We start from the raw sequence: 13764 nt of genomic DNA on the forward strand, positions 1-13764 counted from the left end.
CGTTTGCTCGATGCCACCTTTGGCGGCGTTTGCATCCGCTTCATCACGAGTACGTAGGGTCTTCTTGAATTCCCTTCCCCCAATGGAGAATCGGTCCTAGTAGACGCCGTTCTTGTTCCCAAGATGGGCCATGAATGGTCTCCGTGTGGCGATGAGACTTGGTCCACGAGACTGCCGAGGCCATTCTCGACAGCGATTGCCACACGGTGCCCGATCGTTGCTACAGACGTCACTATTCCGGCACCGGCGTCCTATTATAGGACCGACGGCTGGGAATAGGGTTGTCGCAAGTCCTTTTCAGAACTCACGTTGCGGCTCGGTTTGTCGCGAAAAGGGAAGCTGGGGTACTAGGACTCGAACCTAGACTAACTGATTCAGAGTCAGTCGTGCTACCATTACACCATACCCCAAGAGAGTGGTGACGGGGATCCGCTGCCGGGGCAAGGGGATTCCCGATCACTCTAGGATACATATCGGACGCAACGGAGCAACCCGAGGAACCGAAGCGGCTCCGTGGGCTCGTCCAACGTTGCGCCTCGCGGGGCGGAAGAAAGAGGGCTTTCGCGGGCCCTCTTCACTAAAATCCCTCCGCGTCGCATGTCGCTGGTCGTCTCCCAAGGAAGGGGATCTTCGTGACTTCTCCGCCGATCGCCGTCGAATCGCTCTGCAAACACTTCGGGAACGTCCAGGCGGTCGACGATGTCTCCTTTTCCGTCAAAAAAGGGGAGATTCTGGGGCTTCTCGGGCCCAATGGCGCGGGAAAGACGACCATCATCCACATGCTTCTGGGCCTGGTGCTGCCGACTTCAGGGAGCGCCAGACTCTTCGGCGAGGAGGTCGCGTTCGCCCGGCAGAAACTCCTCGGGAGGGTCAATTTCTCCTCCGCGTACGTCGCCCTGCCGTCGAACCTGACAGTTCGCGAAAACCTCCTCGTCTTCGCGCGGATGTACTCGGTGCGCCGTCCCGAACGTCGTATCGACGAGCTGCTCGAGCGCTTCGAGATCGGCCAGCTTGCCCATCGGGTCAGCGGCTCCCTCTCCTCCGGCCAACAAGCCAGGCTGAGCCTCTGTAAGTCGCTGCTCAACGAGCCCGAGATCCTCTTTCTCGACGAGCCGACCTCGGGACTAGATCCCGATATCGCCGACAAGGTTCGTCGCACGCTCCGCGAGATCCAGCGGGAGCGTGGGCTCGCGATGATCTACACCTCGCACAACATGCCCGAGGTCGAGCTGATGTGCGACCGCATCATCTTCCTTTCGCGGGGAACAATCGTCATGGAAGGGACGACGAGCGAGCTACTCGAGCGTGCTCAGCAGGCCTCCCTCGAGGAGGTCTTCATCAAGGTCGCCCGCGATGGGCAGATCCGCGATGTCGCGTCCGAACCCTCCCCGAGCGGAGACCAGGCATGAACACCTACGATCGCTGGCTGCGGATCAGCGCCGTGATCTACCGCTACTTGTACCTCTACCGCCGCAGCGTGACGCGGGCGGGGGAGATCGTCTTTTGGCCGGTGATGGATCTGCTCGTGTGGGGATTCTTGACGCTCTATCTTCGGGAGCTGTCGGTCTCCAACGCGATTCTCTTTCTGATTGGGTCGCTGATCTTCTGGGACTTCCTCTATCGCTCGCAGCAGGCGACGACGGTGGCGTTCATTGAGGAGATGTGGTCGAAGAACCTCCTGAACATCTTCCTCTCGCCGATCAGCGTATGGGAGTACATCCTCGGGACCTGCCTTTTGGGGCTGATGAAGTCGCTTTTCACCGCGGTCTTGCTCGCGGCCTTGGCGTGGTTCTGCTACGCCTTCAACATCCTCGCGGTCGGCCCGATGCTCATTCCCTTCGTCTTGAGCCTGTTGCTCTTCGGGTGGGCGTTGGCGATGTTCACGATGGCGTTGATGCTGCGTTTCGGGCAGGCGGCCGAGGCCCTGGTGTGGGGAATTCCCTTTCTCGTCCAGCCCTTCTCGGCGGTCTTCTACCCGGTCGACGTCTTGCCGGTGGGTCTGAGGGTGATCGCTTATCTGCTTCCCTCGACGTACGTGTTCGAGGGAATGCGGGCAATTCTGATCAACGGGGAGACCAGTTGGTCGCTGCTGCTGATCGCGTTCGCTCTCAACGCCGTCTACCTCGCCGCCGGGGCCGCTTTCTTCGCCTGGATGTTCCGGCTCGTTCGGGAGAAGGGCTACCTCAGTCGTCTCGGCATGGAGTAGGCTTCGCGTATCTCTCGCAAACGCCGCAAGGAGCCGGCACGGCTGCTGGTTGTGACCTATCCTTTCGAGGGGAGGGGGCGAAGCCGGGGGAACTTGGGGTACCTGGCCTTTTCGATTGACGAACGCTATTCCGCCATTGCTCTATTTCCCAAACGTCGTTACGGAGCCGACGTTCGCGGCCATCATGGCATGATTTCATGCGGTGGCGTGCGGTGCCGACGGTGTTTGGGCTCTGGGATGCCCTTCTTCTTCCAAAGCGGGGATGCGGTCAGGATGATTCTTCATCTCGACGAGTTGGGATTTCAATCGGCTCAACGGGACAAGGAAGCGAACTTGTCTCTCGCGAACCCCACAATTGCGGTGATCATCCCGACTTACCGCGAAGCCGCCAACTTGCCCGTTCTCGTGCCACGGATCGACACCGCCCTGCGCGGCTCCGATCTTCGCGGCGAGATCATCGTCGTCGACGACAATAGCCCCGACGATACCGAACGTGTCTGCGGCGAGCTTGCCAAGACCGTCCCGCTGCGGCTGGCGATTCGGCGAAACGAACGGGGACTTTCGAGCGCCGTGATCCACGGCATGCGCATGACCGACGCGGATGTCCTCTTGGTGATGGACGCGGATCTGTCGCATCCGCCCGAGAAGATTCCGGAGCTGATTGAGACCCTGTGCCGGCCGGGCGTCGATTTTGTGATCGGCAGCCGCTACGTCGCCGGCGGTTCGACCGATGTCGGTTGGGGCCTCTTTCGCTGGCTCAACTCCAAGGCCGCCACGCTGTTGGCCCGTCCGCTCACCAACGCGAGGGATCCGATGGCCGGCTTCTTCGCCATTCGCCGTTCGACCTTCCGGTCCGCCGAGAACCTCAGTCCGATCGGCTACAAGATCGGGCTCGAACTGATCGTCAAGTGTCGTTGTCAGCAGGTCCGCGAAGTAGGGATCTCGTTCGCGAATCGCCTGCACGGCGACAGCAAGCTGACGATGAAGGAACAGCTCAACTACGTCCGGCACCTCATGCGGCTCTACGGCCACGCCGCCCGCCGCGCCTTCCGGCGTCGCTGATCAATTTAAACGGAGTGCGTTCCTCGGAACCGGGGGCCGCTGGCTGCTTGCCAGCCAGTGAGGACTGTTGGCGGTGCCGGCGAACTCGCTTCCCGCCGACCACCAACGTCCCGACCTACCACCACAGAGACATGAAAGCCGTCGGGGCGATCTGCAAGGTCGCGTTATCCCAGTCTGACGGAGAGAGAGCCTCGACCGCGGCCGCGGCGAGAGCCACCAGTGGCAAACCCACGACCATCGACGAACTCGACAGCGGGGCCCCAAGCAACAAACCACCGACCACCAGGGCGGCAAGCGACCCAACAAAGACGGCGGCGGAACCCTCCCAACTGCGGCTCGCGGTGTGTCCCCCGAGAAGAGTGACGCGATAGCGGTTCCGACCGAACCGTCGCCCGATCACTTCGCCGAGCGCATCGCCCATCCCCACCACCAAATAGCCAACGATGGCCAACGGCCCGAAGAGGAAGTTCGTCGTCACGCCGCCCAGCACCGTGGCGACGTAGGGCAGCAAGACGGAGAACTTCCCCTTCTCCCCTCCATCGACGCGAGCCACGGCTTGGTAGGAAGCCCGCTCGCTCCCTCGCGCGACGAGTCCCGCGACGATGACGGTCGCGGCGACGCCGAAGACGATGACGCCGGGCAGGCCGATGAGGGTCTGAAGGACCGTGGCCGCGAGAAAGACCCCGACGTGAACGAGTTTTCGAGTCTCGGCCGTTCCCCATCCCCATTGATGGAGATGGCCCGCCAGCAGGAGGACGCCGGCCGCGTAAACGAGGCTCGGTGGCCCGATCGCCGCCCACTGCCACCAGGGTGGCACGTTGTCCCAGAGAAAGTTCCACGGGCTCGGCATTGGTGATCGGCCCTCACGAGGGCGAGTCGTTCTTCTGCTGGGTCAGGCCCGGTCGCCAGAGGACATCGCCCTTGGCCTGGTGATTGATCGCACGCGGCAGGACGAAGAGAAGGTCGGACAGGCGATTGAGGTAGATGATTGTTCGGGGATTGATCGCCACCATGCCGGCAAGCGTGACCAGTCGCCGTTCCGCCCGGCGGCAGACGGTGCGTGCCAAGTGACACCATGCCGCCAGCGGCGTTCCGCCCGGGAGGACGAAGCTCTTCAGCGGTGGGAGATCCTTGTTCAGGCGATCGATCGCTTCCTCGATCCGGGCGACTTGGCCCTCGGTGATGCGAAGGGCGGAACCGGGTTCCTCCTCGGAACGTTCGGGAACGCAGAGATCGCCGCCGAGGTCGAAGAGGTCGTTGCTGATCGACTCGAGGAGGGCTCGTTCGGGGACTTCGCCGAAGCTTGAAAGGATCAAGCCGAGGATGGCGTTGAGTTCGTCGACCGTCCCATAGGCCTCGATGCGCGGGTGATCCTTGGCGACTCGTTCGCCGTCCCCGAGAGCGGTCGTCCCGGCATCGCCCGACTTGGTGTAGATCTTCGAAAGGTAGACCATGCTGGTCCTCCCTGCTTGGTGGTCGGTGGTTGCTAGACGATCCGCCGGAGTTCCTCGAGAAGATGATCGATCTGATCGTCCCTCCCGACGGAGACGCGTAGTCCCTCCCCATAGCCGGGGAAGGCCATGTAGCGAACGAGGATCTTGCGTTCGAGCAGGGCGTCGAAGATCGGTTTGACCGAGCCGTCGCGTTGGGCCCAGACGAAGTTGGTGTTCGAGGGGATGGTCGAGAAGCCGAGCTCGTCGAGCCCGCGCTGAAGCCGGGTTCGGGTGGCGAGGACGCGGTCGCGATAGGTTTCGAAGTACGCGACATCCTTGATCGCGGCGGTCGCGGCGGCGATCGAAAGAGCGTCGCAGTTGTAGGAGTCCTTCACTTTCAGCAGCGTGTTGGCCACGACGGGTTGGGCGATGGCGAAGCCGAACCGCAGGCCCGCGAGGCTGTAGGACTTGCTCAGCGTGCGCGTCACGACCAAACGTTCGCACTCGGCGATCTTGCCGATACAGCTCGCGTCGGCGAAGTCCCCATAGGCCTCGTCGACGACGAAGGGGCAAGGGGCTTGGTCGGCGACGGTGAGGAGTTCCTTGGGCGTCAGGCACGTGCCGCTGGGGGCGTTGGGGTTGGGGACGAAAGCGAGCTTTGCCCCGGTGGTGAATCCCGCGGGAAGTTTCCAGTCCTCGGTGAAGGGCCGCTCCTCGAAGCGGCAGCCCTGGATCTCCGCGAGAGTGTGATAGAGCGTGTAGCTCGGGAAGGGGACGACCAGGAGATCGTCCTCGCCGAGACAGCAGCGTGTCAGGACGGCAAGGGCCTCGTCCGATCCGTTGAAGGCGACGACCCACTCGGCGGGGACGCCAAAACGCTCGCCGGCCGCTTCGCGAAAGGCGTTGGCGACCGGGTCGGGGTAGATTGCCAGCCGGTCGCGGGCGGTTCGCTCGATGGCCTCGAGGACCTGCGGGGAAGGAGGGTAGGGGTTTTCGTTGGTGTTGAGCTTGGTCCATCCGCTCCCTTGGGGCTGAAAGCCCGGGACGTACCCCTTCATCGTCTTGATCGGTTCGCGAAAGTAGTCCACGTCCCCGGAGGCTCCCTGATCACGTTCCTCGTGTCGGCGAAAGTCAGACAGACCATGATAGCCAGCCGATCACGAAAGTCGCGGCACCCAGAGAGGAGCCCGATCGTGGCGGTGAGGATCGGCAAGGCATGGAGCCGTCGGTCAGGCTGTTGTCTGACGGGAGGTGAAACAGAAGGGCAGAAGGGAAGATGGTGGATCAAGACCCACCCTGCGGGACTTCTCTTTGTCGGTCATGCCAATTGCCTCGCTCTAGGCTGGGCCTATGCCGGAGGCATTGACTAATGAAGCCCAGGGTCGCGCTTCGCGCACCATGGGTACCGATCGGATGGAAATGCGAACCCCACAAGGCAGCCCTCTCAAGGTGTTCACGAACGCGGTCTTGTCGATCTGTTATATCTGCTGAAGCCAAGAGGTTTCTCCGCGGAGGCAGCAAGGATGTCGCTCGGCGAAGTGTTCGAAGCGTTCAGGCAGAAACGGCCGAGTTGCGTGATGGCCGTGGTAGTGCTGCAGAGAATGTTCGATCCCGATCGGCTCTCTTTCACGAGGACTCTTACGGCTTCCGGCCAGGAAGATCCGCTCATGATGCCATCAAGCGGGTCAAGGAACTCCATCGGCAAAAGCACCGCTTTGTGCTCGACGCCGACATCAAGGGGTTCTTTGACGCTATACCGCACTCGGTGGTCATGAAGGGCCTGGCCAACGTGGTCGCCGATGGCAATATCTTGGGAACGGTCGAGCGAATGCTCAAGGCCGGCGTCATGGAAGAGGGGATTTTACACCCCACGACGGTGGGGACGCCCCAGGGAGGGGTGCTCTCGCCGCTACTGGCGAACATCGCCCTGAACTTCCTGGACTGGCAACTCGACGAACTCGGACTGCGCCACGTGCGCTACGCCGACGACTTCGTCGTGCTCTGCAAGTCCAAACGCCAGGTCCAAGAGGCCCGACAACTGGTCGAGGAAATCATCCAAGGGCTCGGACTGACGCTCAGTCCCGAGAAAACGGTGATCACGAACTTCCAGGAAGGCTTCGACTTCCTGGGGTTTCACATCAAATCCCAGACGATGACGATGCGAGCCAAGTCGGTGGAGAAATTCAAAGACCGCGTCCGGATACTGACCAAACGCTGCCATAACTTCGACGCCACCGTGGTCGAGAAACTCAACGCCCTCGTGCGGGGAGTTGCTCGCTACTTCGCCGTCGAGGAAGCTACCTGCGTGAACCAGTTCCGCAAACTGGACCAGTGGCTACGCATGCGGCTACGCTGCATGCGTTCCAAACGCAAGAGCGACCGGGACAATTGCCGCATGCCGATCCGACACTTCCGGCGGCGAGGCTTGATCTTCCTCAGCGACATCTACCCGTTACGGTGCTGAGATCATCGCCCCTCGCAAGAGGCAACGTCGTTGGGGTCGCCCGGTGCGGGAAAGCCGCATGCCGGTAAATATGGGGAAGCAACCCCATCGCGACAACGGGGAGGGAGAGGGCCGCCTCTCCCTTACCCGCTGGAAGAGACCTTAATTTGGCAATCTCCCGCACGATCTGAGCGGCGAGATTCAATGTAGCAAACTTTCCAATCAGGGCGTCAGGCTCACGACCCTACTCCCCGATGTCCTCATTCCAAAGCCGCGGATGATCGCGGATGAACGCGGTCATGAGATCGGCGCACTCGGGACTGTCGATGACATCGACCTCAACGCCGCGATCGCGGAGCCACCGCTCGGGCCCCCGAAAGGTACTGTTCTCCCCGACGACAACGCGGGGGATCTTGTAGAGAAGAACCGCGCCGCTACACATGTCGCAGGGCGAGAGTGTCGAGTAGAGCACCGACCTCTTGTAATCGGCCGCGCCGAGCCGACCCGCGTTCTCGAGGCAGTCCATCTCGGCGTGCAAGACGACACTCCCCTTTTGAACGCGCTGGTTGTGCCCTCGCCCCACCACCTCGCCATCGATCACCAAGACCGATCCGATCGGAATACCGCCGGCGGCGAGCCCTTCTCGAGCCTCCCCGATCGCCAGTGCCATGAACTCGTCCACGCGCTCGATCCTCCGTGAAAAACCCTATCGCTTCCTGCAAGTACGAGATTCGCCGTTCGCGGTGACAGTCGCAAGCACTTCGACAGTGAACTCGCCGAGTGCCGTCGTGTACCATGAGAGTGCCCCATCGGCCAAGGGAGAGAACCTGCGCCGGACGACAGCCTTTCGGCCCTTCGATCCCCATCAGGACACCAACGCCATGTGTGGTCGCTTCACGCTTCGAACTGCTCCCGACGCCTTCGCGACGAATCTTGAGATCGAGGAGCCCTATCCGCTCTTGCAGCCGCGTTTCAACATCGCGCCGACGCAGGATGTCGCGACGGTCCGCCAACGCGACGGGCATCGCACGCTCGATTTTCTCCGCTGGGGACTGGTTCCCTCTTGGTCCAAAGACGCCAAGGGGGGCGCCCGTATGATCAACGCCCGCGCCGAAACCGTCGCCATCAAGCCCGCGTTTCGCGCCGCCTTCAAGCGGCGTCGCTGTCTCGTCGTCGCCGATGGCTACTACGAATGGCGGCACAACGGCAAGGAGAAACAACCTCACCTCATCCACTTCGAGGACGACCGCGTGCTCTTCTTCGCGGGCCTCTGGGAAGCGTGGAAGAGGGAGGAGGCGGCCTCGCCACTTCTGACATGCACCATCATCACGACCGAAGCCAGTCCCAGGCTCGCCCATCTCCACGACCGTATGCCAACGATTCTACAGGACGAGACGATCGATTTATGGCTCGACGAGGAGGTGGAAGAGCGAGAGTTCCTCGAGAAGCTGCTCGTCCCCAACGAGTCCGAGGTTCTTCGAGCCGATCGGGTGAGCACGCGTGTCAACAAGGTCCAAAACGACGATCCGGGGTGTCTCCGACCACCGTCGGGCGAAGAAACGTCGTCCTAACAACCCGTGAATCGTTCGCTGCCGAAACCCCGGAGCCAGGAAGTCCCACGTCGCCTTCCCCTTTCGTCGATGACGGAATCTCGCCGATAGCGTAGACTAATGGGGGGGACGCCGAATGGGGAATCGGTGTTCATGTCATCTCATCTTCTGGGGAATATGGGGAATGAAGAATCGTCGTGGGTTTACCCTCGTGGAGTTGCTGGTGGTGATCGCCATCATCGGCGTGCTCGTGGCCTTACTACTTCCCGCCGTGCAACAGGCGCGCGAGTCGGCCCGAAGAATGCAGTGTACAAGCAACCTGAAACAAATGGGCGCGGCTCTGCACAACTACCATGATGCTCATGGCAAGTTCCCGCCGGGATTCATCACCGACACCGGCTGGGCATGGGGATCGTTCTTATTGCCTTACCTCGACCGGATGGACCTCTACGATCGACTGAACGTCAACGGCATCATGGATGTCCGCTCGAGCAATCCGACCCTACGGGATCTTTGCCGGACCAAGCTTCCCATCTACCTCTGTCCTTCGGACTCGCCCGGCAGCAAGGTCAGTCAGAACCCCCACGGACCGGTAAACATCCTCGGCACGGGGGGCAACCAGATCGGGCTGTCCAACTACCTTGGCATCAGCGGCACGTTCGACATTCGTTGCTGGAGCACCAACGTCGACGGCATCTTCTACTTCAACAGCGCGATCGGGATCCCCGACATCACCGACGGCACGAGCAAGACTATCGCGATCGGCGAACGCGCCGTCTCGACCAACAACACCAGCGCCGCGCGGGGCGCCAACTGGGCGGGAACCTCTTCCCCGTCGACCAAGTGTTGGGACAACTCCGGCGGCAACCCGCCCGACCACATCCGTTTCCGCGAAACGACGCTCTTGGCGACGCGCGCGGGCTGGAGCTTGATCAACACCCCCGCGGGATATACCCGTGGCGCTTCGAGCCTGCACCCCGGCGGGGCCAACTTCCTCCTCGCGGACGGAGCGGTGACGTTCATCTCCGACGTCATCGACTCCAGCAACAATAGTGGCGCGAACATGAGCACCTACCAGCGACTCGGTTCGCGGAACGACGGGAAGATCGTCGACGCCTTTTAGTGCACTGCTTTAACTGAGTGTTCGGTATGCCACTGGCTGCTTGACAACCCGTTACGTAGCCGCCAACCCGAACATAGACGTTTGACGGAGCCTAAAACGAACCGCGCGCCGACACCATTCGCTTCGCGCGTGCGACGAGACGATGCCCCGTCTCGAGACAGTCCCTGGCATTGACCAGCGCCCGCGCTCGCTTCTTCTCGCTTGACGCGCGATGGTGAACCTGAAAGAGTTCGTCCGCGAAGAACCACTGCGATCGCGCCTGCCGTAAAAGCAGAACGATCTGTTGCTCGCGCTCGGAGAGTTCGCCCGTCTGGAGTTGGCTCAATTCGTCGCTGAAGGTGTCGCGGAGCCGCGAGAGACTGACGGGGGTCGCGTGCTCGAGTTCATCCGCGACGCGAAAAACGGCGTGGTAGCGTTGCGGGTCGATGTCGGAGCAACCAGACAGCGCGAGGAAAAGCAACGCGGCCGAGAAACTTCGCGTTGTTTCTCTCATTCCCCAAACTCCCCACCAACCGCCGAGGCGACGCAAGGTAGATCGTGACCTGTCCCTCGCCATCAACCTGCCGTCGCCAACCTCTCCGGGACGGCAAATCGGTAGACCCACGACCTGAAACCCGTTCACAGGATAGCCGAGACACGACCATTTCACAGGCGAAAAATGGAACGCCCCCGCAAGAGCAAGAGGCCCCACGCGACCGATCGTCGCCAAACGGTCGGGAGATTTCGTCCCGCGATCATGTGGTCATCGCACCGGGAGGTGGACGCTCCCCGTGTACCCACCAGCCGTGGGTACCAACCCAGCTTGTCCACCGCCGCATCGTGCTGGAACGAACGGTCATCCGGTCGCGAGGTGGTGGCCTGGCAGCCCGTAGATGGAAGCGGGCCAAGGCGAGAACGAGCGATGTTGGCCAAGAGGGCCGTTCGTAGCCGGCAGCGAATAGATCAACGGGCTGCTAAGCGTGCTCCTGGCCGATCCGCGCCAGTTGGGAAGCGAGGCGTCGTAGCTCATCGATGACGAACGACTCGTCGCGATAAGACGCATGCTCCTGCTGACAGGGCATCGATGGCACTAGATCGCCGTCGTGGCAGCAGTTGAAGCCGATCCACCAGTCGGCTGCGTCCTCGGCGTGACCACACAGTTCCGGCCCCGCGCAGGAGACGCCGCCATGGACATCGAGCGCCGCGAGCTCCGGATCCTTGGGATCCTTGCCGGCCAATGGATGACCTGACGGCACGCCAACGTAGCCACAGAAGTACCCGAGACGCTGCTTGATCATGACGCACGGTAAACCGGAATAGTAGAAATCATCGACCAGCGTCCCCCATGCGGGTTGTAGCTCGAGCATGATTCTTGTCCCCGAACGTTGCGTAAGAAGAAGTGAAATGGCCCCACTTCATCTTACTCCTCCGGCCGGGCCCCCCGCTAGCACCACTCCCGGTAATGCGAAGAAACCATCCTTCGATCGTTGCCAGCCCAAACGCGTTTCCACACACTCCTCCAAGCACCCTCGCGTGACCGTTCCGTTCGCGACGACAGGAGGATCCGATGAAGAGTTCTTGCTCGCGCCTCGTGTGGGCCATCCTGCTTGGCAGTTCACCCATTCTTCTGGCAGCGGATCAATGCCCCGATATTGATCCGCCAAATCTCCCCGCGATCAAAGCGACACTGAAAGAGTACTACCACACTGGTCCCTACGATGCGGCCGTGAACGAGGTGGTCGATCGAGGAATCGACTATCTGCGCTCCCGAGGAAAGGCCAAGAAGGGTGACGCGGTCGTCTTCGATCTCGACGAGACACTTCTGAGCAATGAAAAGTACATCGACGGCGTCCTTCTTGCCGGACTGAAGACTTTTGCCCTCCCCGAAACATCTCTTCGGCCTTGGCAACTGAAAGCCGAAGACCCTAGCCTTCCCACCAAGCGGCTCTACGACGCCGCCGCGAGTCTCGGCTACACGATCTTCCTCATCACCGGCCGACCGGAGATCCCGCAATATCGCCAAGCGACGGAGAGGAATCTTTCGAAGGTCGGCTGCGATGGCTACGAACGGCTCATCATGAAGCCGGCGGACTACAAGCAACCGAGTGTCATCCCGTTCAAATCGGGTGCTCGGCGTCAGATCGAGGAAAAGGGACACACCATAGTCTTGAACATCGGCGATCAAGAGAGCGACTTGAAAGGCGGCTACGCGGAGCGAACCTTCAAGCTGCCGAATCCTTTCTACTTCGTGCCTTAGCAGTCCTTTGATTTGAGCGGGCCAAGGCGAGAACGAGTCATGATGGTCATGATCAAGGAAAGGCGATCGAACTCGTCGTGAGAGCGGGAAATGAAGATTCGCGGCGGAGGGAAGACGGGTTGTGGCCGAGCGGTGGACCGCTGGGCCCGGAAGACTCCAACCCTGACGTCTCCGGGCCACTCATTCACGTCAAGTCAACTACTTGCAGCACTTACACTCGCCGCAGCAATTGCCCTTGTCCGATTCCTTGCAGCACGCACCCTTGCAGCACTCGCACGAGCAATCACACGCCATTGGTCAAGTCTCCTAGTGACTCGAGAACCTGTTCACCCACAACGCATGATGGCATTGCCCCAGCCGAAATCAATTCAACGAAGTAGTACGCCTCGAGTGTTGCCGGTTCCGCGTCGAGATGAGCGGGAGCGGTCTTCGCATCCCTCTTACGAGCGCCCGCTCGGGGCTCGAAAGTCGGCCGGGTCGAACGAGCGGCTCTTCCAACGAGGGCCCCCGCCGAAGTGGTAGTCGTACGCGCTCGTGAACGCGATCAGGTTGTAGAGCGTGTACGCGAACGGCATCAGCGCCGCGTGCCACCACGGAATTCCCAAATGGACGATCATCGGCACCGCGGTCAATGCCTGAAAGAGCCAACCAACCGCCCCGAGAGCGAACGTCGCCGCGGCGAGGGGAGCCCCCAACCCGATCCCGAGCAAACCGGCAACCAGCGCGATCACCGGCGTCCAGACCACGGTCAGCCCGATCGCCGAGAGCGAAAGAAAAAACCACGGATTAAACTCGAACCCGGCGTAGGCGTTCTTGCGCAGTCCCGTCCAAATGTCCGCCAACGTCCCATACCAATGGGTGCTGGCCATCCGTCGGCTGGCGGCCAGGTGCATCCGGTAGCCGGCCAGTTTGAGGCATTGGGCCCGCTTGAGATCCTCGCCAATCTCTCCCTTGACCGCCTCCTCGCTCCCAAGGGCCTCGTGGACGCGCCGGCGGATGAGAAAGAACCCACCGGCGGCGATCGCGGTCGACTTGCGAGGATCGTTGACCTCGACGAGGGGAAAGACGACCGTCAACGCCGTCGCCATCGCCAGACACGAGGTCCGCTGCCAAAAGGTTTCGCACTCGACGTTCGGGACGATGCTGAAGAGATCGACCTCGCGCCGCGTCGCCTCCATCACCGCGATGCGCACCGCGTCGTCCGACAGCCGAATGTCGGCGTCGACGAAGAGAATCCACTCGCTTCGCGTCGCGAGGACCCCTTGGTGCAACACCCAGGTCTTGCCCACCCAACCGGCAGGACGATCGATCCCCTCGAGAATGCGAAGTCGCGGCTCGCGCTCGGCGGCCTCCGCGAGCAAGTCGCCGGTGCGATCCTCGGACCGGTCGTTGATGATGGTGATCGATAGCTCGGGATAGTCCTGCTGAAGGAGTGTCGGCAGGGTACGCGGGAGCTCCTTCTCCTCGTTCCTCGCGGGAACGATCATCGCGACGCTCGGCCACGGAGATGGCTCGACGCCCTCGGCCTGCGGCTCGCTCCAAGCTTGCAAGGAAGGCATGCAGCGAGAGAGGGCCCAAAGCCAACCGATCGCGCAGACGGCAGAAAGAGTGAAGATGATGGTCATGTAAGGAGTTTATCGTCGCCGGAAGCTTTCGCCGCGATTCTCCCGAAACGAATTGCTGGAAAGGAGCTTCCCGTCGCTCTATGACG

General features: G+C 61.6%; 14 protein-coding genes and 1 tRNA gene. 7 read left to right on the forward strand and 8 right to left on the reverse strand.

Annotated elements, in window-relative coordinates; genetic code table 11:
* Nucleotides 1–339: 339 nt before the first annotated feature.
* Nucleotides 340–410: transfer RNA gene (locus tag Pan216_RS24910), tRNA-Gln, on the reverse strand.
* 222 nt (nucleotides 411–632) lie between these two features.
* On the opposite strand from Pan216_RS24910, the gene Pan216_RS24915 reads away from it, so the two are divergent.
* From Pan216_RS24915 to Pan216_RS24925, 3 genes are all read left to right on the forward strand, one after another.
* The gene (locus tag Pan216_RS24915) at nucleotides 633–1409 is read left to right on the forward strand and encodes an ABC transporter ATP-binding protein (RefSeq protein WP_145262452.1); all 777 of its coding nucleotides are present in this window, start codon (nucleotides 633–635) and stop codon (nucleotides 1407–1409) included.
* Nucleotides 1406–2206 (forward strand): ABC transporter permease, encoded by an 801-nt coding sequence (locus Pan216_RS24920; RefSeq protein WP_145262454.1) that lies wholly within the window; start codon nucleotides 1406–1408, stop codon nucleotides 2204–2206. Before Pan216_RS24915 ends, Pan216_RS24920 begins: the two co-directional genes overlap by 4 nt.
* A gap of 273 nt (nucleotides 2207–2479) precedes the next feature.
* Nucleotides 2480–3268: a polyprenol monophosphomannose synthase gene (locus Pan216_RS24925; protein WP_419192966.1), complete on the forward strand. Its 789-nt coding sequence runs from the start codon at nucleotides 2480–2482 to the stop codon at nucleotides 3266–3268.
* 115 nt (nucleotides 3269–3383) lie between these two features.
* Here Pan216_RS24925 and Pan216_RS24930 read toward each other — a convergent pair whose 3' ends face one another.
* From Pan216_RS24930 to hisC, 3 genes are read right to left on the reverse strand one after another with little or no spacing between them, the layout of a single operon-like run.
* Nucleotides 3384–4118 carry a diacylglycerol/polyprenol kinase family protein gene (locus Pan216_RS24930; protein ID WP_145262458.1) on the reverse strand — a complete coding sequence of 245 codons (735 nt, stop codon included), beginning with the start codon at nucleotides 4116–4118 and terminating at the stop codon, nucleotides 3384–3386.
* A gap of 13 nt (nucleotides 4119–4131) precedes the next feature.
* Nucleotides 4132–4722: a cob(I)yrinic acid a,c-diamide adenosyltransferase gene (locus Pan216_RS24935; protein ID WP_145262460.1), complete on the reverse strand. Its 591-nt coding sequence runs from the start codon at nucleotides 4720–4722 to the stop codon at nucleotides 4132–4134.
* Nucleotides 4723–4754: 32 nt separating this feature from the next.
* A complete protein-coding gene (hisC, locus tag Pan216_RS24940) occupies nucleotides 4755–5789 on the reverse strand; it encodes a histidinol-phosphate transaminase (RefSeq protein WP_145262462.1) in 1035 nt (344 codons plus the stop codon).
* Nucleotides 5790–6070: 281 nt separating this feature from the next.
* On the opposite strand from hisC, the gene Pan216_RS24945 reads away from it, so the two are divergent.
* Nucleotides 6071–7165: a reverse transcriptase domain-containing protein gene (locus tag Pan216_RS24945; protein WP_145262464.1), complete on the forward strand. Its 1095-nt coding sequence runs from the start codon at nucleotides 6071–6073 to the stop codon at nucleotides 7163–7165.
* Nucleotides 7166–7388: 223 nt separating this feature from the next.
* Here Pan216_RS24945 and Pan216_RS24950 read toward each other — a convergent pair whose 3' ends face one another.
* The gene (locus Pan216_RS24950) at nucleotides 7389–7826 is read right to left on the reverse strand and encodes a nucleoside deaminase (RefSeq protein WP_145262466.1); all 438 of its coding nucleotides are present in this window, start codon (nucleotides 7824–7826) and stop codon (nucleotides 7389–7391) included.
* 106 nt (nucleotides 7827–7932) lie between these two features.
* Between Pan216_RS24950 and Pan216_RS24955 the strand changes: the two genes are divergently transcribed.
* Both Pan216_RS24955 and Pan216_RS24960 read left to right on the forward strand, forming a co-directional pair.
* Nucleotides 7933–8715, forward strand: coding sequence for an SOS response-associated peptidase (locus Pan216_RS24955; protein ID WP_419192967.1), 783 nt, complete (start codon nucleotides 7933–7935; stop codon nucleotides 8713–8715).
* 163 nt (nucleotides 8716–8878) lie between these two features.
* The gene (locus Pan216_RS24960; protein ID WP_145262468.1) at nucleotides 8879–9817 is read left to right on the forward strand and encodes a DUF1559 domain-containing protein; all 939 of its coding nucleotides are present in this window, start codon (nucleotides 8879–8881) and stop codon (nucleotides 9815–9817) included.
* A gap of 91 nt (nucleotides 9818–9908) precedes the next feature.
* On the opposite strand, the gene Pan216_RS24965 is transcribed toward Pan216_RS24960, so the two are convergent.
* Both Pan216_RS24965 and Pan216_RS24970 read right to left on the reverse strand, forming a co-directional pair.
* Entirely contained in the window at nucleotides 9909–10310 is a 402-nt protein-coding gene (locus tag Pan216_RS24965; protein ID WP_145262470.1) for a hypothetical protein, read from the reverse strand.
* 460 nt (nucleotides 10311–10770) lie between these two features.
* Complete coding sequence (locus Pan216_RS24970; protein WP_145262472.1) at nucleotides 10771–11163, reverse strand: hypothetical protein; 393 nt, start codon at nucleotides 11161–11163, stop codon at nucleotides 10771–10773.
* Nucleotides 11164–11363: 200 nt separating this feature from the next.
* On the opposite strand from Pan216_RS24970, the gene Pan216_RS24975 reads away from it, so the two are divergent.
* Nucleotides 11364–12053, forward strand: a complete 690-nt coding sequence (locus tag Pan216_RS24975) for an HAD family acid phosphatase (protein WP_145262474.1) — start codon at nucleotides 11364–11366, stop codon at nucleotides 12051–12053.
* A 440-nt stretch (nucleotides 12054–12493) separates the two neighbouring features.
* On the opposite strand, the gene Pan216_RS24980 is transcribed toward Pan216_RS24975, so the two are convergent.
* Nucleotides 12494–13678: a glycosyltransferase gene (locus tag Pan216_RS24980; protein WP_145262476.1), complete on the reverse strand. Its 1185-nt coding sequence runs from the start codon at nucleotides 13676–13678 to the stop codon at nucleotides 12494–12496.
* Nucleotides 13679–13764 lie beyond the last annotated feature (86 nt).

The organism is Kolteria novifilia (assembly GCA_007748055.1).
Taxonomy (GTDB): domain Bacteria; phylum Planctomycetota; class Planctomycetia; order Kolteriales; family Kolteriaceae; genus Kolteria; species Kolteria novifilia.